The organism is uncultured Desulfovibrio sp. (assembly GCF_910584445.1).
Taxonomy (GTDB): Bacteria; Desulfobacterota; Desulfovibrionia; order Desulfovibrionales; family Desulfovibrionaceae; genus Desulfovibrio.
The window spans coordinates 40150-64457 of sequence record NZ_CAJUBO010000007.1 but is presented as its reverse complement, the minus strand read 5'-3'; the positions used below and the strand labels follow the sequence as shown (position 1 = coordinate 64457).

The window sequence follows — 24308 nt, the reverse complement described above, 5'->3', positions numbered from 1 at the left end:
GCGCGGCACGCGCGCCGGAGATGAAACATGGACACGGACAACGGCATGGTGACGATCCGCCAGCGGGCGCGCTGGCTCCCGGCTGACATGGACACCCCCATCAGCCTCTGGCTGGGCATGGTGGGCGACGGCGAGGGCGTGCTGCTCGAAAGCGCCGAGGTGGACGGCCGCTGGGGCCGGTACAGCGTTCTCGGTTGCGACATGGCCCTGCTCGTCGCCTGCCGCGAGGGGCGCCTGGCGCTGGAGACGCGCGACGCCCGCTTCGCCCCGCTGCGCGACCTGGACGGCGCGCCCTTTGTGGAGGGGCTGCGCGCCCTGCTGGGCCGCGTGCGCCTGCTCCCGCCGGAAGGCGCGAACGACCTGCCGCCCATCACGCGCGCCCTGTACGGCTATTTCGGTTTCGGCATGGCCGGGATTTTCCAGCCGGGGCTGGCCCGGAGCCTGCCCCCGGAGGAGGCGGAATGCGCTCTGGCCCTGCCGGGCACGGTCCTGCTCTTCGACCATCTCTACCATCGGCTGTGCCAGGTCAGCCTGGGCGCATACCGCGAGCCGCGCTCCGCGCGGGAAGCGCCCGGCGCGGCGGCTTCCGCGCCGAAGGACGGCCCCGCGGGCGGCACGGCCGACACCGGCGGAGCCGGCGAATACACGGCCATGGTGACGCGCATCAGGGAACTCTTGCGCCAGGGCGAGGCCATCCAGGTGGTGCCCTCGCACCGCTTTTCCACGCCTTTCGCCGGAGACGCCTTTGCCTGCTACCGGCGGCTGCGCGGACTCAACGCTTCGCCCTACATGTTCTGCATGCGCTTTCCGGGACTGATGCTGTTCGGCTCCTCGCCGGAGGTCATGGTGCGTTGCGAGGGGGGACGGCTCACGCTGTCGCCCATTGCGGGCACGCGGCGGCGCGGCCGCACGGACGCCGAGGACGAGGCGCTGGCCGCCGAACTGCTCGCCGACCCCAAGGAACGCGCCGAGCATGTCATGCTCGTGGACCTGGGCCGCAATGACCTCGGCCGCGTGGCGTTGCCCGGAAGCGTGCGCCTGGAGCGATTCATGGAGGTGGAGCGCTTCTCCCACGTCATGCATCTCACGAGCCGCATCAGCGCCACCCTTGGCGGGCGCCCCGGGCACGGCCGGGGCGCGGATGCCCCGGATGCTCCAGATGCCGTGGACGTGCTCGCCGCCGCCTTTCCGGCGGGCACGGTCTCGGGCGCGCCCAAGCGCCGCGCCATGGAGATCATCCGCGAGCTGGAGGGCGCGCCGCGCGGGCCGTATGCGGGCTGCGTCGGCTGGATCGGCCTTGCCGGGGCGCACCGCGCCGGGGTGGACGCCGCCGCTTCGGAAACGGGGGCACAGGCGGCGCCCGCGGTCGACCTCGACATGGGCATCGCCATCCGCTGCATGTGGCAGCGGGACGGACGCCTGTTCTGGCAGGCCGGGGGCGGCATCGTCCACGATTCCGACCCGGACCTCGAATGGAAGGAAGTGCTCAACAAGTCCGCCGTCATGCGCGCCGCGCTTACGCCCGGGGAGGAAGACCATGTTCCTGCTCATCGATAACCACGATTCCTTTACCTACAACCTCGTGCAGGCGTTTTACGGACTCGGGCGCGAACCGGTGGTGCTCGCCAATGACGATCCCGCCCTGCCGGGCATGGCGGAAGACCCCGCCCTTGCCATGGTCTGCATTTCGCCGGGTCCGGGCCGCCCGGAACGCGCCGGGCTTTGCCCGGAGTTCCTCCGGCGGCTGGAGGCCCGCGCGCCGTCCGTGCCGGTGCTCGGCGTCTGCCTCGGGCACCAGCTGCTCGGCCTGCACGCCGGGGCTGACATCGCGCTTGCGCCCGATGTCATGCACGGCAAGCAGTCGGACATTGTCCATGACGGCAAGGGCCTGTTCGAGGGGCTGCCCAATCCCCTCACCGTCGGGCGCTACCATTCGCTGGTGGTGCGCCTCACCGAAGCGGCGGACCGGCGCGTGGAAGTGACGGCGCGCGGACCGGAGGGCGAGGTCATGGCCCTGCGCTACCGCGACCGGCCGTGGGCCGGGGTGCAGTTCCATCCTGAATCCGTGCTCACGCCCGACGGCATCCGCCTGCTGGCGAATTTTCCGGCGGCGCTGGGGACGGCCGCCGCCGCGCCGCCGGACATGGCCGCCATTCTCGAACGGCTGGCCGCGCGCGAGGACCTGACGGCGGACATGGCCGCCCAGGCCTTCGCCGCCCTCATGGACGGCCGCCTCACCCCGGCCCAGGCCGGGGGCCTGCTCATGGGCCTGCGGATGAAGGGCGAAAGCGCGCTGGAGCTGGCCCACGCCGCGCGCGCGGCCCTGGCCCGCGCCGTGGCCGTGGAGGGCGTGGGCGGGACCTGCATCGACGTGGTGGGCACCGGCGGCGACGGCCGCCATTCCTTCAACTGCTCCACCGCCGCCTCGCTGACGCTGGCGGGCATGGGCTACCGGGTGGTCAAGCACGGCAACCGGGCCGTTTCCTCCACCTGCGGCAGCGCCGATGCCCTGGAGGCTCTGGGCGTGGATCTGGAGGCCGACCCCGCCGCCGTGGCCGAGTCGGTGGCGCGGCGCAATTTCGCCTTTCTCTTCGCGCCCCGCTTCCATCCGGCGTTCAGGAATATCGGTCCCCTTCGCAGGGAACTGGGCGTGCGGACGCTCTTCAATATCCTGGGTCCTCTGATCAACCCCGCGCGGCCCAGCCATCTGCTCATGGGTGTGGCGCGGCCGGAACTGGTGGATCTGGCGGCGGAGACCCTGCGCCAGACGCCGCTTCGGCGCGGGGCCGTGGTCTGCGGCGCGGGCGGCTATGACGAGGTGACGCCCATGGGACCGGCGCGCGTGGCTCTGCTGCGCGACGGCGAGGTCCGCCCCCTGCTCCTGGAGCCGGCGGACTTCGGCCTGGCCCACGCCTGCCGCGCCGCCGATCTTGCCGTGGAGAGCCGCGAGGAGGCCGTGGCCGTTTTGCGCGAGCTGCTCGCCGGACGCGGGCCGGAAGCCATGCTCGACATGGTGGCCCTCAACGTGGGCCTGGCCGTGTATCTGCTGGAGGATGAGCTTGGCCTCGGCGCGGCCATGGGCCGCGCGCGGGAGGCGGTGCGCGCCGGCGCCGGCAGGGAGGTGCTCCGTGCGGCTTGAGCGTTTTCGCGCCGCCAAGGCGGAGGAAGTGGCCGCCCTGCGCCGCGCGGCGGAGCGGGGCGCGCTGCCGCCGCCGTGGGAGGGTTCGCGTCCGGACTTTGCCGCCGCCCTGCTGCGGAGGGCGCCGGGCGCGCCGCTGGCCGTGATCGCGGAATACAAGCGGGCCTCGCCCTCGGCCGGGAGCATCTGCGAAAGTCTGGAGGTGGAGGACGTGGCGCGGCAGTACGCCGGGTCCGGAGCCGCCGCCCTGTCCATCCTCACGGAAGAAACATGGTTTCGCGGGCATATGGACTTTCTGGCGCGCGCGGCGCGGGCGCTGGCAGGCGTTCCCGGAGGGGGCGCGCCCCTGCTGCGCAAGGATTTTCTTCTGGACGCGCTCCAGGTGGAGGCCACGGCGGCCACCCCGGCCTCGGCCCTCCTGCTCATCGTGCGGCTCACGCCGGACGCGCGCGCCCTGCGGGACCTGCGCGAGGCGGCCGAGGCCCGCGGCATGGCGGCCGTGGTGGAGGTGTTCGACAGGGCGGACCTGGCCCTGGCCCGGGAGAGCGGCGCGCGTATCATCCAGGTCAACGCGCGGGATCTCAATACCTTCAGGGTGGACCGCAAGGCGGCGCTGGCCCTGATCCGCGCCTGTCCGCCGGAGCCGGCCGAACTCTGGATCGCCGCCAGCGGCATGGACAGCTTCGCCCACCTCTCCGGGTCCGCGCGGGCGGGCTACCACGCGGCGCTGGTGGGCACGGCGCTCATGGCCGGGGGGCGGCCGGGCGCGGCGCTGGCCCGCATGCTCTCCGGCCGGGAGGGACCGGGCCACGGGGAGGCGGAAGATGCGGATTAAGGTCTGCGGACTCACCCGTCAGGCGGATGTGGACGTGGCGGCGCGGTTGGGCGCGGCCTTCTGCGGCTTTGTCTTCCATCCGGCAAGCCCGCGCTTCGTGACGCCGGAGGCGGCGGCCGCGCTGGACTCCGGCCGCATGGCGCGGGTGGGCGTCTTTGTGGAGCAGGAGGCGGAGGAGATCCTTGCCGTCATGGCCGCGGCGCGGCTGGACTATGCCCAGCTCCACGGCGCCCAGGGGCGGGCCTGCGCGGAGCGCATCGGACCAGGGCGCGTCATCCGCGTCGTCTGGCCGGAGCGCTGTTCCGGCCGTGGGGAACTGGAGGCGCTGCTGGCGGAGCACGCCGGGAGCTGCGCCTGGTTCCTGCTGGAAGCCGGACGCGGTGGCGGCGGCAGCGGGCGCCCGCAGGACTGGGGGCGTCTCGCGGGCTTGCGGGCGCCGCGTCCCTGGCTGCTGGCGGGCGGCCTTGGCCCGCAAAACGCGGCCGCCGCGGTGGCGGCCGTGCGGCCGGACGGCCTGGACTTCAATTCCGGCGTGGAGGACGCGCCGGGCAAAAAAGCTCCGGAACTGCTGGCGGCCGCCGTTGCCGCCGCGTCCGGCATGCTTCGGGAGAAAAAATGAACGACGGATACTTTGGCGAATTCGGGGGCCGTTTCGTGCCGGAGCTGCTCATGCCGCCGCTGCTGGAAGTGGAGGCGGCCATGCGCGACATCCTGCCCGCGCCGGACTTTCAGGAGGAACTGGGCGGCCTGCTCCATGACTACGCGGGCCGGGAAACGCCGCTGACGCACTGCCCCGCGCTCTCCGGGGAGCTGGGCTTCGATCTCTGGCTCAAGCGCGAGGATCTGCTCCATACCGGCGCGCACAAGATCAACAATACGCTGGGGCAGGCCCTGCTGGCCCGGCGCATGGGCAAGCGCGCCCTGATCGCCGAGACCGGCGCCGGGCAGCACGGCGTGGCTACGGCGGCGGCCGCCGCGCGCCTGGGCCTTGACTGCGCGGTCTATATGGGCGCCGAGGATGTGGAGCGGCAATCGGCCAATGTGCGGCGCATGCGCCTGCTCGGCGCCGAGGTGCACGCCGTGGAGAGCGGCAGCCGCACCCTCAAGGACGCCATCAATGCCGCGCTGCGGGAGTGGATCGCCCGCCAGGAGGACACGCATTACTGCTTCGGCACGGCCGCCGGCCCGCACCCCTTCCCCCTGCTCGTGCGCGAGTTCCAGAGCGTCATCGGCCGGGAGACGCGCGCGCAGATGCTCGGACACGCCGGGCGCCTGCCCTCCGCCGTGGTGGCCTGCGTGGGCGGCGGTTCCAACGCCATCGGCATGTTCCATCCCTTTGTGGCGGATGCCGGGGTGCGGCTGGTGGGCGTGGAGGCCGGGGGCAGCGGCGAGCCGGGCTGCCTCAACTGCGCGTCGATCAACCGCGGGCGTCCGGGCGTCCTCCACGGGAGCCGCTCGCTCCTGCTCCAGACAGAGGACGGCCAGATCGAGCCTTCAGGTTCCATTTCCGCCGGTCTGGACTATCCCGGCGTGGGTCCCGAGCATGCCTTTTTGCGGCAGACCGGCCGCGCCCGCTATGACATCATCACCGATGCCGAAGCCCTGGACGCCCTGGGCCGGCTCTGCCGCGCCGAGGGCATCCTGCCCGCGCTGGAATCCTCGCACGCTCTGGCCTGGGTGTTCGCCCACGCCGGGGAATTCGCGCCCGGCGATCAGGTGGTGGTCAATCTTTCCGGCCGCGGCGACAAGGACATGGACATCATCGAGGCGGCGCTCGCCGCCGGGGAGGCGCAGCATGCACACGCTTGAAGCAAAGATCCGGGCCGCCAACGCGGCGGGGCGTCCGGCGCTCATTCCGTTCCTCACGGCCCATTTTCCGGACAGGGCGGCCTTCTGGACCGCTTTTGACGAACTGGACGGCGGCGCGGACATCATCGAGATCGGCGTGCCCTTTTCCGATCCCGTGGCGGATGGCCCGGTGGTGGAGGACGCGTCGCGGCGGGTCCTGGCGGCGGGTTTCCATCTGGGCGATCTGCTGGCGGAACTGGCGGCGCGCCGGGAGCGGCGCGCGGGTTCCGCCGGGCTGGTGCTCATGGGCTATCTCAATCCCTTCCTGAGCCACGGGCTGGAGCGCCTTGCGGAAGAGGCGGCCGCGGCGGGCGTTTCCGGCTGCATCATTCCCGACCTGCCCCATGAGGAGGCGGACCCCGCGCGCGCGGCCCTCGGCGCCCGCGGGATCGCGCTCATCCCGCTGGTGGGTCCGAATACCGGGGAGGAGCGCATGACGCTCTGCGCCGACGGCGCCCAGGGCTATGTCTATGTGGTCTCGGTCATGGGCGTCACAGGCGAACGCGCGGCCCTGGCCCCGCGTGTGGCCGAAACCATGGCCCGCGCGCGCCGCGCCGTGCGCCTGCCGCTGGCCCTGGGCTTCGGACTCGGCCGCCCGGAGCAGCTTGCGGAACTGCCGCCCGAGGCCCGGCCGGACGCGGTGGTGTTCGGCAGCGCCCTGCTGCGCCATCTGGACGCCGGGGGGAGCGCGGCGGACTTTCTGCGCCGCTGGCGGTAGATGTCGCGGCACGCGGCGCGCAGGATCTCCCGCGTGCGTAGGTTTAGTATACTTTTGGGTTGGTGATGTGTCTGTGCTGTGGGGGGGACTGCCGAAATTCTCCGTCAAAAACAGCTGCGCGTTGCGGTCCATTTGCGTAAGCCGCGCTTTGCGCGGCAACGCAAACGCGCCTGCGGCGCGCCCTTCGGATGGCTTCAGCGCTGGCTGCGTCAGAGAAAAATTTTCTTGGTCGAGTACCTGAGTACACTCCCCGCGAAAATTTTTCTCTTCCTTGCCAGCGCTGAAATAGCTTATTTTTTAGGATTCTTTCGGCACCAGCATCCGTCTGTCGCTCCGCTCCAGACGGAATCTGGAATATCCATCACCTTCCCTGATGGGATAAGAAGTTTCCGCAGCTCCATGCCTTTTGAACGGCAAGATCCGCCGGAGTGGCCCGCGCGGCTCACTGGTCCACGCGGACGTCCACCCCGTCGCCGTTTTTGGCCGGGATGACGCGGGCGCTGCGCGGCTTGGCCTTGAGGTCGATGACCACCCGGGTGCGGCCGTCCATGTCGCCCACGCGCACGGCGGTGACCAGCGGATTCTTCGGCACCGCAGGCGCCTTGACCTCCCAGTCGCCTTCAAGGTCGAGCACCACCCGGGCGGGATCGTCCAGGTTCATGCTCTTGTAGCGCAGGGGAGCGTTGCCCGCGAGGCGCACCGTGGCGCCCGTTTCACGGGCGAAGATCACAAAGCGGGTGATGACGCGCCGCCCTGTGGCGGCCTTTTCCCGCTCGGCGGGCTTTTTCGCCGGGGAGGCGGCGCGGGCTGGCGCGGGCTGGCGCTGCGCCTCGCTGGCGGCCTGCTGCGGGGCGTTTCCCGCGGTCGCGCCCGCGGGGGACGCCTTGGGCGGCACGGGGGGCGTCGCGGGCGCCGGGGGAGTGCCGCGCAGGGCCGCCTCGGCCTCTTTCCGCTCCAGGGCCAGGGCATCGGCCGCCGCGCCCGTCGCCTCGCGGTCACGCGCCGGCCGGGAGGTCTCCGGGTCCTGAAGGGCGGCTGCGTTCCGCTGCCCGTCATCCTCAAGGGACGGCGCGGGAGGCACGGCCGGAGCGCTGGCCGCGCCGGCTGCCCCGGCATCCGGCCCTGCATCCGGCCCGCCGGCGTCCTCGCGGAGGACCGGCGCGGGATCGGTCCCGGGGGCTTCGGCCACGATGCTTTGCCCGGCGCGGGCGGCGGGCCGGGGTTCCGGGTCGCGTCCCAGGCGCTGGTTGAGCAGGATGAGCGCCATGCCCAGGATGCAGACCGCGAGAATAAGGAAAAAAATGGTCTTGTTCATGCCGTGAGGCTCCTCGTTCGCCGGCGGCGCGGACGCCGCGAAGCGTTTGCTGTCAATCAGCGGAGGCGGTCACGCCGCCCCCGGTTTTTTCAGCGCGGCCGCCGGACGGCCCGGCTGTCGGCATTCCCGGCGGATATGGGCGAGCATGCGCGGATAGACCGGCTCCCCGCCGTCAAGGCGCATGGCCGTTTCCACATGGGCGACGGCCCTGGCATAGTCGCCGAGCGCGCAGAAGATGCGCGCGAGATTGAAATGCCCATGGTCGTCATCCGGCGCCAGCTCCAGCACGCGCAGCCCGCACCGCAGGGCAAGCTCCGGCAGGTCCTTCTTGCGCAGCGTGACGCCGAAATCGCGGAACATATGCTTGTGGACGGGCACGATGCCGTCAGTGACCGCGGCGATCTGCTCCAGGGCCACCAGGGCCGCCTCGCGTTCGTGCGGGCGCCCCAGGCCCCGCAGGGCCTTGCGAAAACTGCCGCGCAGGTCGTTTTCCACCTGTTTGGCCCTGCGGGCGTTCTCCAGCTCGCGCAGGGTATCGTCATTAAGCTCCGCCGCCGCGCGCGGCGCGGCATCGCCGTTTTCGCGTTCGGCATGCGCGAAATCCGGCAGGGTGATCGGCGCCACGAGGATGGACGGCTCCAGCTGGAAGCCGCTCTGGAGGCGCCCGGCGCTGATGAGCCGCACATGCGCGCGAGGCTCGAGCGCGCCGTCCAGCTCCTGGACGGCATAGTCCCCCCCCGGGGAGAGTTCCCAGACAAAGAAGCGCGGACCGCGGCCGGGCATGCCGCCGGCGCGCGCCCCTCCGTTTTCGGAGCGTTCGGTATACACGCCAAGATATCTGGGCTGTCGCATGGCTGAAATGTACATTATTCGCCCCAAATAGCAAGATTGCCGGGCATGGGCGGCTTTTGGCGGCGGTGGTCTTTACGCGGCGCCGGGAATGGGCTAGCCTCCCGCATGCACGAAATGTCCGTGGCCCTGAGCCTGCTTGAACTGGCCGAGGACGCGGCGCGCGGCCGGGGCTGTTCGCGGCTGGAGCGCGTGCGCGTGGAATACGGCGCCCTGGCGGGCATCATGCCCGAAGCGCTCCGGTTCTGTTTTGAGGCCCTCACGCGCGGCACCGCGCACGAAGGCGCCCGCCTGGAACTCGTCTGCCTGCCGCTGCGGCTGCGCTGCCCGTTTTGCGGCACGGTCTTCGGCGGCGAAGGGCAGGAGGCCCGCTGGGAACCGTGCCCCGGCTGCGGCGAAGTGGCCGGGCATGTGGTGGAGCAGGGCAAGGAGCTTCTCCTGCGCCAGGTGGAAGCCTCCTGAGCCTGCCGCCCGCGTGTCCCGCGCGGGGGGAACGCCGCGCGTCCTTCCGCGCCGGGATCGTTCCGGGACCGCCGCCGCGCCGGGCGCCGCGCGGACACTTTCTTTTCCAACCCCTGCGCGTCCATGGAGGCCGTGATGCAGATCCCCGTTGTCCGCAATGTTCTGGAAGCCAACGACAAGATCGCTGCCGAGGTGCGCCGTGAGTTGTCCTCCAGGGGCATTCTCGCGCTCAATCTCATCAGCTCGCCCGGGGCGGGGAAGACGTCCCTGCTGGAGCGCACCCTGCGCGACCTGGGCGGGGAGTTCCGCATGGCGGTCATCGAGGGCGACCTGCAGACCGACAACGACGCCCGGCGCGTGGCCGCCACCGGCGCCCAGGCTGTCCAGATCAATACCGAGGGCGGCTGCCACCTCAACAGCAATCTGGTGCTCTCGGCCATGGAGCGGCTTGACCTCGCCGGCCTGGACATCCTGTTCATCGAGAATGTGGGCAACCTGGTCTGCCCGGTGGAGTTCGACTGCGGCGAGGACGCCAAGATCGCCATCCTCAGCGTGGCCGAGGGCGATGACAAGCCGGAGAAGTATCCCCTGCTCTTCAATCTCGCCCGGGCCATGCTGCTCAACAAGGTGGATCTGCTGCCCCATGTGGAGTTTGACGTGGCGCGCGCTCGCGCCCATGCCACGCGCCTGAACCGGGACCTGGCCGTGTTTGAGGTCTCGGCCCGCGACGGCAGCGGCCTTTCCGCCTGGTATGACTGGCTGCGCCGGATGCGCGCGGCCAAGAAGGCGGGGGAACCGCTGGACTGAGGGGTCAGTTGCCGGAGCTGCCCTTGTAGGCCGCCACATCCACGAGCAGGGTGCCCGAGTCCGGCCGCAGGGTGAGGGTGAAAAGCTGCACGTCCGCGCGCGGGCCGTCCGCGTCCGCCAGGGCGGGCAGCTCCGCCATGGGCGCAAGCATGATGTTCGCTTCGCCCCGGCCTGTCCGCAGGAAGCGACGCAGGGCCTGCTCCAGCGCATCCTGCCGCTTTTCGGTGGAAAGGTCCTGCATTTCCGTGAAATCCATGTCCAGACCGGGAAACTCCGCCTGCCATGGCGTATAGCCCTGGGCGTAGAGGACGCGCAGCAACTCTTCGACCCCCGCCTGGTCGAGCGGACGGCGCAGTTCCAGATGCTCCAGATATTCGCGCCCCGTGGCTTTCGCCTCTCCGTCGTCCGCATCGGCGGCGCCCGGTATGAGCCGCGCGGCCCACAACTGCCCGGCGAAGCCAAGCCCCTCAAGGATGGCGTCGTTGTCGTCGCGCGGGGCGTCCATGTTCAGGAGCGAGCAGACATCGCTCATGGTCATGCCCGGCCGGAACTGGGCAAGCTCGCAGACCGGGCGGCTGCCCGCCGCGGGGACGAGATCGCGCACCGTGCCGTTCACATGCCGGGCGATGCCGTCCTGCAATTCCAGGATCATGCAGGCCGCATGGTCGCCGCAAAAGGTCATGCGCCGGGCCTCGCCCACGGGCACGGTCCGGAACGACCAGAGCGCAAGCCCGGTATCCACGCGCATGTCCGCCACGCCGCCCGGATTCTCCACCTCATCGCGCTGGCCCGGCGCCATGTCCAGCCGCAGAAAAAAGACCGAAGCCCCGGAACGAAAGCGGATATTGAGCAGATCCTGCCGGGTCTGGTTGCTGATGCAGAGCTGCGGAGCGGCCGCCGTGGCCGTGAGCGCGGGCAGGCACAGCAGGGGCAGGAGCAGGGCGGAGAAAAGGATGCGGAGCGAAACGGGCATGGCAGACTCCTGGAACGCGCGGTCTGCGGCAGTGTACCAGAGGCCGGGGGACGGCTGTCAAGCCGGGCAGGGACGCGGGCAACGGCTCCGCCCGCGCCGTCCCGCCCGGCCGGGAGGGGACGGCGGCGCGTGGGCGCCGGGCGAGGCTTTACGCCCGCGGGCGCGGCTGCTATGCTGCGCCCGTCCCTTTTGACGTCCGCATGCGCCTGTTCCCCAAACACGCGAGACAGAAATGCCCCCAGGCTCCCCCCATGGCGCGGAAGCGCCTCCCTTTCTGCGATTACGGTTTTCGTCCCTGCTGGCGCTGGCCTTTCTGGGGATCGCGGCCATTGCCCTCGCCTATGTGGGCGGTGTCATGAGCGGGCGGGCCTCGGCCGGCGCCGAGCGCCGCCTGGCCGCGGTGGAGTCCGCCCGGACAGTCCCCCCGCCGTCCGCGGAGGCGGAGGAGCGCGGCGCCGGCGCCTTAACGCCGCCGGCCGCGGAGGCGCCGGAACGCGGCATCCTTGCCCCGGAGGAGCTGCGCTTTGCCCGCGCCCTGCGGAATGAGGACGGCGCGCCGGAGGCCCCGGCAGCGGCGCAGCGCGTGCCGGCTTCCACCACGGGTGCCGGTCCGCGGACGGACCCCGGCCGGCTCCCGGGGCAGATGACGCCCGCCGCGCAGGCCGCCGTCCCGGGCGCGGTCCCGCCCGCGACGGACCCCGCGCCTGCCGCACCTGGCCCGGGCGTGGCGCCGGGAGCGGACCCCGCCGCGCCCATGCATGATTATGTCTTTCAGGTGGGCGCCTTCCGGGACGAGGAAAGCGTGGACAATCTGCGCCAGCGCCTGGAGGGCTGGGGATTGCGTACCCGCATGCAGCGGGAGGGCAAGCTTTATGTGGTCCTGGTGCTGCTGCGCGGCGATGCCGCCCGCGCCGAGGAAGTCATGCGCATCGCCGAGGAGCTGCGCCTGGGCGCTCCCATGGTCCGCAGCCGCAAACCCGTGCGGCCCTGAGGTTCCCCGGACCGGGCGCCTCTTGACAGAACGGGGTTTTTTTGCCACAAGGGGCCGGACGGTTTTCCACGAAGTTTCGCGCCAGCTTAGCTCAGTTGGTAGAGCAGCTGATTCGTAATCAGCAGGTCAAGAGTTCAAGTCTCTTAGCTGGCTCCAGAGATTATTCCCCAAGGGCTTGCGAACAGTTCGCAGGTCCTTTTTTTCATGCCCTCCCGGTCTGACGGCTGCGAGAGCAGACGCCCGCGCCGCAATATGGCGGAAAAACCACGCTTTTTCGCCGTTTGTCCCGCTCTGCGGGGAAATGGCGGTAGCCGTCAGCGGGTTCTGCCTGCGTGCGCCAGTCGTTGACGAGCCTGCGAGTCTTACGAATGGCGACAGCAGTTTCCTTGGCTGACTGTTCGCGTAGCCGGTTGCTGTCTCCATCCGGAGCTTCCTGCGTTGCAACGGCTGGAGCAAGGCGGCGGAACCTGGGGTAAATATCCATCTATAGATATTTTCCCCAGCAAAATGCTCTGGATCGGGGTTTTCTGCCAAGAGCAGGCGGCCGTGGCCTTCCGTGCGGAGTTGCCATGGCCGCCTGCGCCATGCGGCGTGACGCCGGTCACGCCTGAGGGTGTGTTTCAGGCATCAGAAGCTGTAGGCGAAGACGAGCTGCGCCTTCCAGGCGTCCTGTTTTTCGAAGGAGCTGTCTTTCCTGCCGGCCTTCTTCCAGGTGTCATTGTCCATGAAGTTGGCGATATAGCCCAGCTCCAGGTTGACGTTGAAGTTTTCGTACATCTTGTAGTTATTGATGAAGTTCACTTCAAGCAGGCCGTCCTCGGTGGTCAGGTAGGGTCCGTCGAACTCGCGGGCGCCGTCCTTCCAGGCATAGGCCGTGTTCATGTACTTGACCATGCTCGGGCTGTTGGTGCCGCCCCACCAGGCCACGCGCAGGGTGTGGGTCAGGTCTTCCACAAAGCTCATGTCCCGTACCTGAAGGCCCACGCCCCAGGTGCCGGCATAGGTGGTGGCGTAGTCCTGCCAGGCCCAGGCCAGGTTGCCGTCGCCCATGAAGGACGTGAAGTTGCCCCAGCCCACGATGGAGGGCAGACGCTCGGAGCCGTTCCTGGGGTTGCCGTCGTCGCCGGAGCCGTACCAGCCGAAGATGCCGGGAACGCCCCAGTCCATCTTGTATTCCACCAGCGCCTTCGCCAGCCAGCCCTGACGCTCGGTGCTCGAGCGCTTGGTGACGGGCGTGGCGCCGTCATACTTGACGGCATCATAGCGGCCCATGGACTCGATGTAGCCGTAGTTGAGGTCAACTTCGATGTTGAGCGGGTCAAATGCGGTGATCTGGAAGGGCAGGCCGGCCCAGAACATGCTGCCATAGGCCTTGCCCGTGCTCTGCCCGTAGGTGTAGCCAGCCGGGAAAAGCGCGGGGTAGGGCCGGAACGTGAAGACGGGGTTGCCGTCATCCCAGTAGGGCATCTTCTCGTTGTTGCCGAAGGTGTTCTTGCCCTGCATGCCGTACATGGCCCACGGCGTGATCTCGAAGCCGTCAAAGGTCAGGGGCAGGATGAGGGAGAACAGGTCCATGTTGTCGAGGTAGTTGTTCTGGCTGTCGCCGTGGCCCGTGCCCGTGTAATTGTCATTGAAGGGGCGCGCCCACAGGGCGGTCAGGGCCACGTTTTCCGTGAACTGGTAGGATGCCGTAACGCCCGCCACCTGCGTTTCCATGATAGCCGTGCCGCCCGCCTTGTTGGGCAGCGAGACCGGGATGATGCCCATGCGTACCTTCATGTCGAAGTCCGGCGGCATCCAGTCGATGAAGGCGCGGCGGATCTTGATCTGATCCGTGGCGTCCGCGCCCAGGGCCGCGCCGCCCTGGGGATTGTTGGCCTTGCCCCAGGAGTTGTTGCCGATCTGGATCTGCAGGCTGCCGGACAGCGCTTCGGAGACCGCGGCCTCGAACTGCAGGCGGATACGCTGCTTGGCCTCGAACTTGTCCCGGGTGTTCTTCGTCTCCCTGTTGCCTTGGCGCGTCTTGTGGACGAGGTCTGGCTCCCATGCCGTGAAGCCGAAGAGCCAGGTGCCCTGGGCCGAGAAATCCACGGCCCGCGCATAGCCTGATGCGCCGAGCAGCAGCCCTGCGGCCAGCAGCAGTGAACAGAGTTTTTTCCTCATTTTCCTCCTCCCCTTTTTAAGTGCCTGGCACACTGGTGAACGCCGAAAACAGCGACTCACAGGCCATAAAGCCGCGCCAGGAGCGGTTTTATGGTTTCCGCCTCCGCGCGGCGCGGACAGAGGGCGGCAAGCGGTTCGCGGGCGATGGACTCAGCCGTGGCGGCAAGGTCGGACTCGTCCAGTGGCGGCAGGGACGGCGGCCGCACCCCGAGCGACGCGCAGAAGCCGCCATAGGCCTCCGAGGTTTTTTCCGCCACGGCCCGCGGGCTTTCCGCACCGTCGAAGCGCGCGCCGAGGATCTCGCCGATGCGCCGGATCTTGGGCGTCTGGCTTTCCGCCAGAAAGTCGAAGGCCGCAGGCAGGCTCCAGGCGCAGGCCAGGCCATGGGGCAGGTGATGCTTTGCGCCCAGCACATGCGCGAAGGAATGGCCGATATGGGCCGAGGCGCAGGCGAGCATCCAGCCGCCGATGGCCGCCAGGGAGAGCATGCGCCGGCGCACCGCCATATCCCTGCCGTCGGCCACGGCCCTTGGCAGGAAGGCCACCACGTCGGTCATGGCCTTTTCGCAGACGATATCGGTGAGTTCGCAGGCAAGGACGGACATGGAGGACTCGCAGACATGCGAGAACACATCGAGTCCGGTAAGGGCGGTGATGGTGGGGGGCAGGCCGAGGGTGAGCGATGCGTCCAGGACGGCGTATTCGGCCATGCCGTTCACCGCCAGGATGGGCACCTTCACGCCGGTGGCGGGGTCGGTGACGATGAGTCCGTTGGAAAGCTCGCTGCCCGTGCCCGCCGTGGTGGGGATCGCCACCAGACCGGGCGAGGGCCGCATGACGCGGCTGCCCGTGGCATAGTCCAGGATATGGCCCGGGTTGTTGCGCAGGATATTGACGCCCTTGCCCACGTCGATGGAGCTGCCGCCGCCCAGGGCGATGACGCAGTCGCAGCCCTCGCTCCGGCACAGTTCCGCGCCCGCGTCGATAATGTCCGCCGCGGGGTCGGGCCGCACCCTGTCATACAGCGTGGCGGTGAACCCCTCTTTGCGGATGGCCTGGATGGCCCTGTCAGCCATGCCGAGGCTGACGATGCCGGAGTCGCACACGAGAAATGCCCTGGCATGGCCGCACTGGCGCATCAGCTCCCCGAGCCTGTCCAGCGCGCCAGGCTCTTCCCAGATCCTGACGTGCTGCATGAAGGAAAAATTCATCACGGCCTCCTGGGCCGAAGCGCGCGCCGCGCGTCCGGCAGGGGGCGCCCCCTGTCACTGGGAGCGCCGCAAAAGGTGGATGGTCCTGGAGTATTTTGCTGAGGAAAATATCTGCAAAACAGATATTTCCCTCAGGTTTCGCTCTCGTCATTTCTGCGGAAAAGCGTGGTTTTCCGCCTTTGCGGCGCGGGCGCCTGCTCCCGCGTCCGCCAGAGGTTTACGCAATCTCATTGCGAAAACGCGCTACATATTCCGCGTCAGCAGCAGACTGATCGACGGGAACAGGCAGACGAGCACCAGCACGAAGCAAAGCACCAGGAGCATGGGCACCACCTCGCGGCTCATGGCGCCCAGGCCGCAGCCGCTCACGCTGCTCGCCACGAAGAGGTTGGGACCGACGGGCGGCGTCACGAAGGCGATTGCCAGGTTGAGGGTCATGATGACGCCGAAGTGGATGGGATCCATGCCCAGGCTCACCATGATGGGCACGAGGATGGGCGTCAGGATGATGGTCGCGGGCGCCGGTTCCATGAAGGTGCCGATAAAGAGCAGGAAGAGGTTGATGATGAGGAGGATGGTCCACATATTGTCCGAAAGGCTGAGCATGACCTGGGCGATCTGCTGCGGGATGGACTCGATGGCGACCACATAGCCGAAAATGCCGGCCATGGCCTGGAGCATGATGACCACCGCGCTTGTGACGCCGCAGTCCACCATGAGCGAGATGAAATTGGAGCGATTGATGCCCTTGTAGACGAAGATGCCGACGATGAGTCCGTACGCGGCGGCGATGGCGGCCGATTCCGTGGGGGTCATGACGCCGCCGTAAATGCCGCCCAGAATGATCACCGGCACCATGAGTCCCCACTTGGCGTTGTTCACGCAGGTGAGCAGCCGCCGCCAGCTGAAGGGGCGCCCGGTGCCGCGCCAGCCCTTTTTGCGGCAGTAGAAATAGCTGTACACCATGAGGGCGCCGCCGGTGAGGACGCCGGGGAGGATGCCGGCCATGAACAGCTTGCCGATGGAGACCTTGGCAAGCACGCCATAGACGATGAAGGGATTGCTCGGCGGGATGAGGACGCCGATGATGCCCGCGCAGGCCACGATGGTGGCGGAAAAGACCTTGCCGTAGCCCCGCTCGACCATGGCCGGGATGGTCAGCATGCCGATGGCCGCCACCGTGGCCGGGCCGGAGCCGCTGATGGCGGCGAAGAACATGCAGGTGAGGATGGTGGCGATGGCGATGCCGCCGTACATGCCGCCCACGATCTCGTCCGCAAGCTCAAAAAGCTGTTTGCTGATGCCGCCCACGCCCATCATGATACCGGCTGTGAGGCCGCACGAGAAATGAGAATGCGCCGCACGAGAAATGAGAACGTGCCAAAGCTGAAATCAGCCCTGGCACGTTTTTTGTTTTATGGGGAAATCAGTCGAAGTTGCGGATGAGCAGTTCCGGGGAAACGAGGTTTTTGCCGTTGCTGCAGGTATAGGGCACATCGGCGGTTTCAAAGCTGAAAGACGAGAACATCTTGCGCACCTCCGGCTTGTCGTTCAGCGAGAGGATAAACCTGCCCTCTATGCGCCCCAGAAGCTCGGCCAGAATGGTAAAGTCCTCCCAGTCAAACAACCCCTTCCCGTAGTAATCCTCGCAGTCCCAATAGGGCGGATCGATATAAAAGAGCGTCGTAGGCTTGTCGTACCTTTTGATGACCTCATGGTACGGCAGACACTCGATATACGTCCGGGCAAGCCGCAGATGTGCCGCCGAAAGCTGCTCCTCTATCCTTAAAAGATCGACCTTGGGGCCGCGTACCGCCGCATAGCCGAAGGTCGGATTATCGTTCATCCTGCCTCCAAAGCACATCTGCTGGAGGTAATAGAACCGCGCCGCCCGCTGAATGTCGGTCAGGGTGTCAGGCCCGGCCCTCTTGAGCCGCTCAAACTCGTCACGGGAAATCAGCACCCACCTGAAGTAGCGGACGAATTCCTCCAGATGATGCTGAATGACCCGATAGAACGTGACGATCTTATGGTTGATGTCGTTAATAACCTCAGCCTTGGATTCGGCCTTGCGGAAAAACACCCAGGCCGCTCCTGCGAACGGCTCGCAATAGCAGACATGATCCGGCAGCATGGCCACGATGCGTTTTGAGAGGCGCGATTTGCCGCCCATCCAGCCAGCCAGTGGAGAGCGGGCAGAGAGATTGGACATGAAGCTTGACTCCGTTGATTATGGCCCGAAAGTCAGCCGCCGTGCTACACAGATTCGTCCCTCGCGGACATATACAGGCGGCTACTCGCGGATGGTGAAGTCGTATTTCCATCCGTGGGCCGTGGCGGGCTTGGAGCCCGTCGGTGGGGGCAGCCTGCCAGTTTGCCCCCACCTCTCCTGCCGCACAAGATATCCCCGCCTGCGCAGTATTTCCCGGACAATACGCGGGCCATGCAAAGACTTTTTGCAAAGTTCCCCTCCCAAAAGAAGGCCATGCCCCGGCAATGGAGCATGGCCTTCTTTTGGACGTTGCTGGCGATTTCTATTCCGTCAGATCGCATTCGAGCCTGTTGGCGCGCCTGGCAGCACCCTTGTTGGTAGTGAGAACCTTGTGGCGGCGGTGACAAAACGGCGTGTACGTCCGGTAAATGGCCCAGGAACGTTTGCCGCTGAAGTCCGTCAGATGGCCGATCACATGGCAGTCATCATCAGGGTAACGCTTTTTACCGTAGGCTTTCATTCTATACCCCCTTTTTAGCGGGGGGCATGGAGAAAAACCCTAATCATCTAAGTCAATAAATGACGTAGGTGATTAGGATTCGCGCAATTCCGGGGGGCATTGCAGCCGCCTGGCCTCACTTTCATAGGACTGGCGGCAGTGGTCGGCATCGCCTAGGCGCGCGGCCACAAAATCAAGCGCCTTGCGCGCCTGCTTCCAGCCGGGGCGCTCCCGGTTACGCCAGAGGCGCGAGGAAAGCGTTTCGTCCGCCCATCCGCCAAGGATGGCGTTGGCAAGCTGGTCAACGGCCACCAGGCTTTGCTTGAGCCAGTGCCGGATCATGCCGCGCCTCCTTCAAGCGCGGCCTTGCGCTGGCCGCCCTCGGCCATGCAGGCCGCCTTGTGGGCCAGCGCCCCGGCGGTGTAGAGCATCAGAAAAGCATCGGAGGACAAGGCAAGCTGGACAAGCTCACCGTTGGCCCGGTAGGCGTTCCATGTCACGGATTCCGGCAGGCCGGGAGCGCCGCTTTTTTGCAGGAGGCAGGCGTTGGCCGTATCCGCGAAATTCTGCTGGTCAAAAGCATCATAGGAGAAGTGAAGCACCTCGCCGTCCACCATGTAGTCAAAGCCCGCCAGGATTGCCGCGCTGGTTTCGGCGTCAATCCGCGCGCGCATGGCCTCTTTATCCTGCCCTGTCTCAATTCTCGGCATATTCCACCCCCTCCGCCAGATAGATTTCCCGCAGGGTTTCAAGCCCGTCCTGGCCGCTTTCAAGGCGCAATTTGAGCAAAAAGCCCACGCTATCGCAGGCGGGCACAGGTTCAAGCTCGCCCTGCGCCCAGCGGGCGAGATACAGCCCGTCCTCGCTGTACGACTGCGGTACGGAATAGAGGGCCAAAGTATCACCCGGCTCAAGACTGGCCGGAAAGGTTTTGCCCTCACAAGAAATGAGAATGTCCATTCATACCCCCAAAATTCAAAAAAATTTCAATGCCCGCCTTCGGCGGGCACAGTAAGCCCGTATCCCGTAAACAGTTCACGCCCTTGCGAGGCGACAACCAAGGTCGATGCTCGCGAGGGACGCCGGATGGTACAAATAGAGGGCGAAAAGGCCCGCACGCGAACCGTCCGTCCAGCGAGCGCCGAGGTAACAGACGCGATCCTGCCCCTGTCCGAAGTCCGGCTGCCACCCCCAGTAGGCGTCCGGGACGCTGCCTCCCGAACCATCCTCGCCTGCCGTGGAGAGCGTTTCAGGATAGAAAATATCCGCGAGGTCAAACCCTTCGCCGCTCTGGTGACGAAAATTCACCGGCCAGGCATGGGTGTAGGTTGTCCCGAACTTGGCACGTTCCGGGGCCACAATGCCGGTATCAATCCACGCCTTTGACCCGTCGTTTTTGTAAATCATAATGTGTTTGTCGGAATCCCGCGTCTTCAGGCCGTCCACCATCTGCCAGACATTGCCCCACAGGCCCACATGGCCGCGCCAGCTTGCCGAGGCCACGGTGGGATCATCCACGCACTTGGCGTCAAACTGCGCCACATTGCTCACCACCCGCCACTGGCCGTCCACCCAGCCGGGGCCGTAAAACGCCTGGCTGTCGCTTGTGCCCGCCTCCAGCAACGCCAGAAGCTGAATCTCGGACACCTGGTAAATGTCCCACATGGCAAAGCCGGTCACGCCGCCGGAATTGCGTCTGGCACACATGGCCTGCATGGTCGGGAAATCAACATTGGTGAACGGCTGCCTGCCCGGACGGCTGCCGAGGATTTTTTGGGCATTGGCCGCGTCCGGCGTGGTGTCGATGGCCTGATAGGTGGCGCAATACCAGTGGTCTATTTCCTGCCCCGCCTTGAGGAATGAGGGAAAGACCTTGAATCCTTCCAGCGAATCCGGGCTGATCCAGCGCGCCCACTTGCCCTCCAGCGGCCCGGAGGCGATTGCCCCCGCCTTGTAGTAAAACTTGCTGTGTTCCTGCATCATTTGGCCGTCCACCAGGACGCGGCGGATGGCCTTGTAGGTCGGATGGTGGTCAAAGTAGCTCCTGGGCGGCGTCACCGGCAGGCCATCCTTGTCCACATGACACCAGCTTCCCGCCCCACCGCCTTCCTCGGCCAGACATATCCCGATGACCGGCGAGAGCGAGCCGGTGGCAAGGTGCTTGAACAGGGCCGCGTGGGCGCTTGTGCTGGCCTCGTGCGCGGCGTCCGCCTCTTGCCGGGCTGTAGCCTCGGCATCATCCGCCGCTTCGCGGGCCTCCGCTTCCGCCTCCTGCGCGGCGGCATGAGCGAGCAGCGTTTGCCCCTGCTCGGCCACGGTGGCGGCGGTCACGCCCTGCGCCTGTTCCGTTGCCGTGGCGCGGGCCTCCAACGCGGCTATGGCATCATCGGCGGCGTTCGCCTGCTCCAGACGCGCGGCAAGGGCCGTGTCCGTGGTCTTGGCGTGGGCGTCAAAGCCATTGGCCTGTGCTATGAGACGCGGCAAATCTTCCCGCAAATCATTTTTTTCATGCGGCAGGGGCAGATTCAGATACGCGGTGCGAGGGTCCATAACCATACTGCTGTCTCCTTATGCCAGGGCCATGAGCCTGATATTCCGGACGCGGGGCCGCGCCGTGCCGGTGCCGGTGAGCGTCAACCGCGCCTTGACCAGATCGGCGTCGGACAAGTCCAGCCCGAAATGATACTCCACAAGGCCATCCCCCTGATTGACCGCGCTCTGCTGCGTCATGGCCTGCCACTCGCCGGAATCCACGCGCAGTTCCGGCGTAACCGTCGCCCCGGTCGGGATGATCGCGTCATAAATGAGGATGGCTTTGACGGCATTGTCTGCGGGGATGGAGCGCGTATAGTAGTCGGCGCTCTGGGCCACCTCGCCGCAGACCAGCATCGTACCGGGATACAGCACAGGGCTTGAGGCCGTGTCTCCCGAAAGCGTGGCCTTGACGCCGATCTGCCCGGAAACGCCGTTCGCCAGGCGCACGGCCTGCCCCTCGGCCACTGTTACCTTGCTCTCGTCCGGCAGGGCCAGCTCGTACTCAATACGGCTCCTGGCCGTGGGGATGTCCGCCAGGCTGAACAGGAGCATGTCCGTAGCCGTATCCGTGGCAACGGCAGCACCCAAATCCACCTGTTGCGGCGCTGCCGTGAACTCGGCCCTGAGCAGGCGGAACGCGAGGTCTCTGTCCTGATGGGGCGTCCATGTCGAAGCGTTGCTGGAGGACAGCAGAACGCCCACGGTATAGGGCTGCGAAACCACCCACGTCTGGGCCAGCGTGTCGAACTTGCCGATTTCGGCCACGGCAAGGGAGGTCTGCCCGTCATCGCACATGATGACCAGGGCATATTCCGTATTGGCCGAAAGCTGCACCGGCGCGTCAAAGAGGATACGGGTGTGGCCGCCGCCGGTAATGACCATCTGGCCGGCCGCCACATGCTTTTCCGCCAGGACAACGCCGGTGGGGAAGCCGTTGCTGACTTCGCGGATCTGCACCCTGGCATCCCCGCCGGAGGCCGTGAACCACAAGTCCACGCCGCAGACCTGCGTATCCGCCTCCAGCGCAAAGGTCTGGGCGAGCGGATCGACCCAGACGGTGGTAATGCTGTTGACCTGCCGCCATGTCTGGATATTGAGCGTTCCCTGGCCCACAAAGACGGCGCTGCCGCGCGAGCCGTTGACTTCTCCACCGGCGAAATCCACGGTCTTGGCTCCGGCGGGCACATTTTCGGGTATCGTGAACTTGCCTTCGATCACGCCCTGTTCATCGGCAACAAGCGTCATACATATCTCCTTATGCCAGTGCCCGCGCTTCCACGGGGATGCCGTCAAATGTTACCTGCCGCAATTCCTCTCCGGGGCCGAAGCCTTCAATCCTGAACGACACCTCAATGGGCCGCAGATATTCCAAATCCTCCGAAGTCTGGGCCAGCAGCTCGTTGCTGGTGGAATATTCCCTGCCCACCACAACGTGGTAGTAGCCGTCCCGCGTGCGGTTGAAATAGCGCGTCTCCGCGCTCGTCCACTGCGTTTGGGTCTCCGTCCAGCGATCAACCGCAGGCTTGAGCGTCACGCGGGCGGGCATGGGGTCAAACGCGCTGTACGGATTGACCCGCATGTCCCCGGTGCGGAGGGTCTGGGCAAGGCAGACCTTGGGGGTAAAAGATCGCGCGATCGGCTGCTGCACATCCGCAGAGAGCATGAAGGCCGTAGCCGCAATGGGCAGGGTCAATTCCCCGTCAATGATGGCCGCCGTCTGCTCGATACCCTGATCGCGCATGTCATCGTTCAAAAGGGGATCGACGAAAAGGCCCACGCGCGCCCCGTTCTCCCGTGTGGTCACATCGGCTTCCAGACGCTGCCGGGCCACCTCCTGCGCCAGATAGTCCACTCGCCGATTGAGCGCCTTGATGTCGCTGAACGGCACGACCCGGACGCCGTCAGACGTCACCGGGCGCTCCGGGCGCCAGGTCTGGGCCACCGTGGCCAGCGCCAGCATGGTGTCCGGCACGGGCGGCGCTTTGGGGCTGGTTTCCGCCGCAATGCCCTGAAGCCAGGTGAATACGCCGTCCGCCGTGATGCACAGACGATCAAGACGCGGCAGCGCCTGCTGGTAGGTCACGAGGATGTCAGACCCCGGAACGGCGTTCGCCACGTCAAAGCCGTCCGCGTCCAGGTTGCCGGGCGTCTGGGCCACGATGGCCCGGATGGTGGCGTGATAGGTGGAACCGGGCGCGGGTTCGGCCCCTCCCGGTGCCCAGTCGATTTTGTCGCCATTTTTGACGTAATCCGTCCCGGCTTCATAGATGGTGTCCCCCTGCCAGACCTTTTCAACGGATCGCACAGACGTATCCGGCAGGGTGTCGGAGCAGCCGGTATAGGAACCATGCACCAGTTCCACGGTCTTTTCGATGGACACGCGCAGGGATTCCACGCTGTGGATGGGGCCATGCGCCACAAGGACGCGCTCCGAGGGGCCGCCCTGGGCCGCATGGACTTCGGTGTCGATACGGCGCAAGTCCGGCGTGGCGGCATAGGCCAGGCGGCGGCTGGTGGGCAGCTCGACACCCACGCCGTTGACCCGGCAACGGCCTTCAGAGACTGTGTAAATCTGGGTGGCTCCATCCTCGGCCCGTTGCACGATCATGCCGGAGGCGATGTAGGAGCCGCCGCCCGTGCTGTCACGGTCATAGCGGGCCAGCAGGGCGTTGAAACTGTCCAGGGCCGGGGGCTGTTCCTTTGCCCGCACCACGCCGTTATCCACCACATGGACGGGGAAGAAATCGCCGGTCGTCCCGTCGCCGTCATAGCTCCAGAAGGTTTCCACCTTGAGCCGCCAGGCTCCGGGTTCTCCTTCTCCGTCCACTCCCTGGGCCGGGTTGCGCAGGCTGGGGTCATCCATCTCGCTGACAACCGTTTCACGCATCCGAATGCCCACGGCAATGGTGCCGGTCGTCGGGATGGTAAAGGTGGCCGGGGCCACGCCGCGCACCGCGCCGTTCAGATAGACCGCGCCGGACTGCGCCTGGACTTCGCCGGTCTTTTCATTGACGGTGATCTGCGCATCCCGGATGATGTCGCCATCGGCAAGGATGGCGTCCGCTATCTGTTTCAGCCGGTGGGCGGCCATTTCCTGCGCGTCATTCAGTTCCCGTCCCTGAAGGACATAACCGTCACGGTAGAGTATCCGCTCAAAGAGCTTCGCGGGGTCAAAGGTCTGGTAGTAGTTTTCGATGTTCCGCGCCATGATGCCCCCCTAAATGGGCTGCACGAACTCCACGCTCTGGCGCATGGAGACAGTGCGGTTGATGGGCCGGGCCAGAATCTGGGCGCAGAACATCATGCCCGTGTCCGCAAGTTCATCGGGCGTGAAATAAAGCTGCCCCGCCGGGCAGGAGTCCAGCGGCTTGCTGTCCACAAACAGCCCGATTTCGCGGATGACCGCGTTGCTGGCGTCCTCGAAGTCGTAATCGGCCCGGATGTAGAGATACGGCGTGGGCGTGTCGCTGAAACTGTAGCGAGCCTTTTCCAGCGTGCCCTCGGCCTCGTTTTCGGAGACGGGTATGACAATGCTGCCCTCATCGTCCGGGATGCAGTAGCGCACCACGGACGGCTTGCGCCGCCCGATTTCGGCGTGGAGTGCCTCCGCGTCCACCAGAGACGGCAAATCCTCTCGCTGCATGGTGTCCCATGCCGGGTTGCCGATGCCCCAGGCCAGATGCAGGGGCCGCTCGGCGATGGCGCGGGCCATCGCCGCCCGGCCCGTGTTGGTGATTGTGGAAAGCATTGC

Annotated in this window: 24 protein-coding genes and 1 tRNA gene; 10 read left to right on the top strand and 15 right to left on the bottom strand. The window is 66.8% G+C overall.

Features of this window, described 5'->3' with window-relative positions:
- The first annotated feature begins 27 nt into the window (after positions 1 to 27).
- Genes QZ294_RS04805 through trpA form a run of 6 tightly spaced genes read left to right on the top strand, consistent with a single transcriptional unit; the run spans position 28 to position 6540 of the window.
- Positions 28 to 1557: an anthranilate synthase component I family protein gene (locus QZ294_RS04805; RefSeq protein ID WP_297047422.1), complete on the top strand. Its 1530-nt coding sequence runs from the start codon at positions 28 to 30 to the stop codon at positions 1555 to 1557.
- Positions 1538 to 3139 (top strand): anthranilate phosphoribosyltransferase, encoded by a 1602-nt coding sequence (gene trpD / locus QZ294_RS04800; RefSeq protein ID WP_297047419.1) that lies wholly within the window; start codon positions 1538 to 1540, stop codon positions 3137 to 3139. The genes QZ294_RS04805 and trpD overlap by 20 nt, the downstream gene beginning before the upstream one ends.
- Positions 3129 to 3974, top strand: coding sequence for an indole-3-glycerol-phosphate synthase (locus tag QZ294_RS04795; RefSeq protein ID WP_297047417.1), 846 nt, complete (start codon positions 3129 to 3131; stop codon positions 3972 to 3974). Before trpD ends, QZ294_RS04795 begins: the two co-directional genes overlap by 11 nt.
- Entirely contained in the window at positions 3964 to 4593 is a 630-nt protein-coding gene (locus QZ294_RS04790) for a phosphoribosylanthranilate isomerase (protein ID WP_297047415.1), read from the top strand. Before QZ294_RS04795 ends, QZ294_RS04790 begins: the two co-directional genes overlap by 11 nt.
- The gene (gene trpB, locus QZ294_RS04785; RefSeq protein WP_297047411.1) at positions 4590 to 5783 is read left to right on the top strand and encodes a tryptophan synthase subunit beta; all 1194 of its coding nucleotides are present in this window, start codon (positions 4590 to 4592) and stop codon (positions 5781 to 5783) included. The genes QZ294_RS04790 and trpB overlap by 4 nt, the downstream gene beginning before the upstream one ends.
- The gene (gene trpA, locus QZ294_RS04780; protein ID WP_297047407.1) at positions 5770 to 6540 is read left to right on the top strand and encodes a tryptophan synthase subunit alpha; all 771 of its coding nucleotides are present in this window, start codon (positions 5770 to 5772) and stop codon (positions 6538 to 6540) included. Before trpB ends, trpA begins: the two co-directional genes overlap by 14 nt.
- A gap of 442 nt (positions 6541 to 6982) precedes the next feature.
- Here the strand turns inward: trpA and QZ294_RS04775 are convergent, their stop codons facing one another.
- The gene (locus tag QZ294_RS04775) at positions 6983 to 7855 is read right to left on the bottom strand and encodes an AMIN domain-containing protein (RefSeq protein ID WP_297047405.1); all 873 of its coding nucleotides are present in this window, start codon (positions 7853 to 7855) and stop codon (positions 6983 to 6985) included.
- Positions 7856 to 7924: 69 nt separating this feature from the next.
- The gene (locus QZ294_RS04770) at positions 7925 to 8638 is read right to left on the bottom strand and encodes a tetratricopeptide repeat protein (RefSeq protein WP_297047401.1); all 714 of its coding nucleotides are present in this window, start codon (positions 8636 to 8638) and stop codon (positions 7925 to 7927) included.
- 174 nt (positions 8639 to 8812) lie between these two features.
- Between QZ294_RS04770 and QZ294_RS04765 the strand changes: the two genes are divergently transcribed.
- Positions 8813 to 9166, top strand: coding sequence for a hydrogenase maturation nickel metallochaperone HypA (locus tag QZ294_RS04765; RefSeq protein ID WP_297047398.1), 354 nt, complete (start codon positions 8813 to 8815; stop codon positions 9164 to 9166).
- Between the two features lie 135 nt (positions 9167 to 9301).
- On the top strand, positions 9302 to 9973 hold the full coding sequence (gene hypB / locus QZ294_RS04760) for a hydrogenase nickel incorporation protein HypB (RefSeq protein WP_297047396.1): 672 nt from the start codon (positions 9302 to 9304) through the stop codon (positions 9971 to 9973).
- A 4-nt stretch (positions 9974 to 9977) separates the two neighbouring features.
- Here hypB and QZ294_RS04755 read toward each other — a convergent pair whose 3' ends face one another.
- Positions 9978 to 10946, bottom strand: coding sequence for a peptidoglycan glycosyltransferase (locus QZ294_RS04755; protein ID WP_297047392.1), 969 nt, complete (start codon positions 10944 to 10946; stop codon positions 9978 to 9980).
- Positions 10947 to 11178: 232 nt separating this feature from the next.
- Here QZ294_RS04755 and QZ294_RS04750 point away from each other — a divergent pair, with 232 nt between their 5' ends.
- Entirely contained in the window at positions 11179 to 11937 is a 759-nt protein-coding gene (locus tag QZ294_RS04750) for an SPOR domain-containing protein (RefSeq protein WP_297047389.1), read from the top strand.
- 80 nt (positions 11938 to 12017) lie between these two features.
- Positions 12018 to 12093, top strand: a tRNA-Thr gene (locus QZ294_RS04745).
- A 471-nt stretch (positions 12094 to 12564) separates the two neighbouring features.
- Here QZ294_RS04745 and QZ294_RS04740 read toward each other — a convergent pair.
- The 12 genes from QZ294_RS04740 to QZ294_RS04685 form a co-directional block, all read right to left on the bottom strand.
- Positions 12565 to 14100 carry an outer membrane homotrimeric porin gene (locus QZ294_RS04740; RefSeq protein WP_297047386.1) on the bottom strand — a complete coding sequence of 512 codons (1536 nt, stop codon included), beginning with the start codon at positions 14098 to 14100 and terminating at the stop codon, positions 12565 to 12567.
- Positions 14101 to 14156: 56 nt separating this feature from the next.
- Positions 14157 to 15311 carry an iron-containing alcohol dehydrogenase gene (locus QZ294_RS04735; RefSeq protein ID WP_297047384.1) on the bottom strand — a complete coding sequence of 385 codons (1155 nt, stop codon included), beginning with the start codon at positions 15309 to 15311 and terminating at the stop codon, positions 14157 to 14159.
- 243 nt (positions 15312 to 15554) lie between these two features.
- Positions 15555 to 16631: a TRAP transporter large permease gene (locus tag QZ294_RS04730; RefSeq protein ID WP_297047382.1), complete on the bottom strand. Its 1077-nt coding sequence runs from the start codon at positions 16629 to 16631 to the stop codon at positions 15555 to 15557.
- 106 nt (positions 16632 to 16737) lie between these two features.
- Complete coding sequence (locus QZ294_RS04725; protein ID WP_297047378.1) at positions 16738 to 17523, bottom strand: DNA adenine methylase; 786 nt, start codon at positions 17521 to 17523, stop codon at positions 16738 to 16740.
- A 322-nt stretch (positions 17524 to 17845) separates the two neighbouring features.
- Positions 17846 to 18043, bottom strand: coding sequence for a hypothetical protein (locus tag QZ294_RS04720; protein WP_297047375.1), 198 nt, complete (start codon positions 18041 to 18043; stop codon positions 17846 to 17848).
- 72 nt (positions 18044 to 18115) lie between these two features.
- On the bottom strand, positions 18116 to 18364 hold the full coding sequence (locus QZ294_RS04715; RefSeq protein ID WP_297047372.1) for a pseudouridine synthase: 249 nt from the start codon (positions 18362 to 18364) through the stop codon (positions 18116 to 18118).
- Positions 18361 to 18732 (bottom strand): hypothetical protein, encoded by a 372-nt coding sequence (locus QZ294_RS04710; protein ID WP_297047370.1) that lies wholly within the window; start codon positions 18730 to 18732, stop codon positions 18361 to 18363. The genes QZ294_RS04715 and QZ294_RS04710 overlap by 4 nt, the downstream gene beginning before the upstream one ends.
- Positions 18719 to 18982: a hypothetical protein gene (locus QZ294_RS04705; protein ID WP_297047367.1), complete on the bottom strand. Its 264-nt coding sequence runs from the start codon at positions 18980 to 18982 to the stop codon at positions 18719 to 18721. Before QZ294_RS04705 ends, QZ294_RS04710 begins: the two co-directional genes overlap by 14 nt.
- 75 nt (positions 18983 to 19057) lie before the next feature.
- Complete coding sequence (locus QZ294_RS04700; protein WP_297047364.1) at positions 19058 to 20578, bottom strand: hypothetical protein; 1521 nt, start codon at positions 20576 to 20578, stop codon at positions 19058 to 19060.
- 12 nt (positions 20579 to 20590) lie between these two features.
- Positions 20591 to 21802, bottom strand: a complete 1212-nt coding sequence (locus QZ294_RS04695; protein ID WP_297047359.1) for a hypothetical protein — start codon at positions 21800 to 21802, stop codon at positions 20591 to 20593.
- Positions 21803 to 21812: 10 nt separating this feature from the next.
- Positions 21813 to 23765, bottom strand: a complete 1953-nt coding sequence (locus tag QZ294_RS04690) for a DUF4815 domain-containing protein (protein ID WP_297047355.1) — start codon at positions 23763 to 23765, stop codon at positions 21813 to 21815.
- A gap of 9 nt (positions 23766 to 23774) precedes the next feature.
- Complete coding sequence (locus tag QZ294_RS04685) at positions 23775 to 24305, bottom strand: hypothetical protein (protein WP_297047350.1); 531 nt, start codon at positions 24303 to 24305, stop codon at positions 23775 to 23777.
- Positions 24306 to 24308 lie beyond the last annotated feature (3 nt).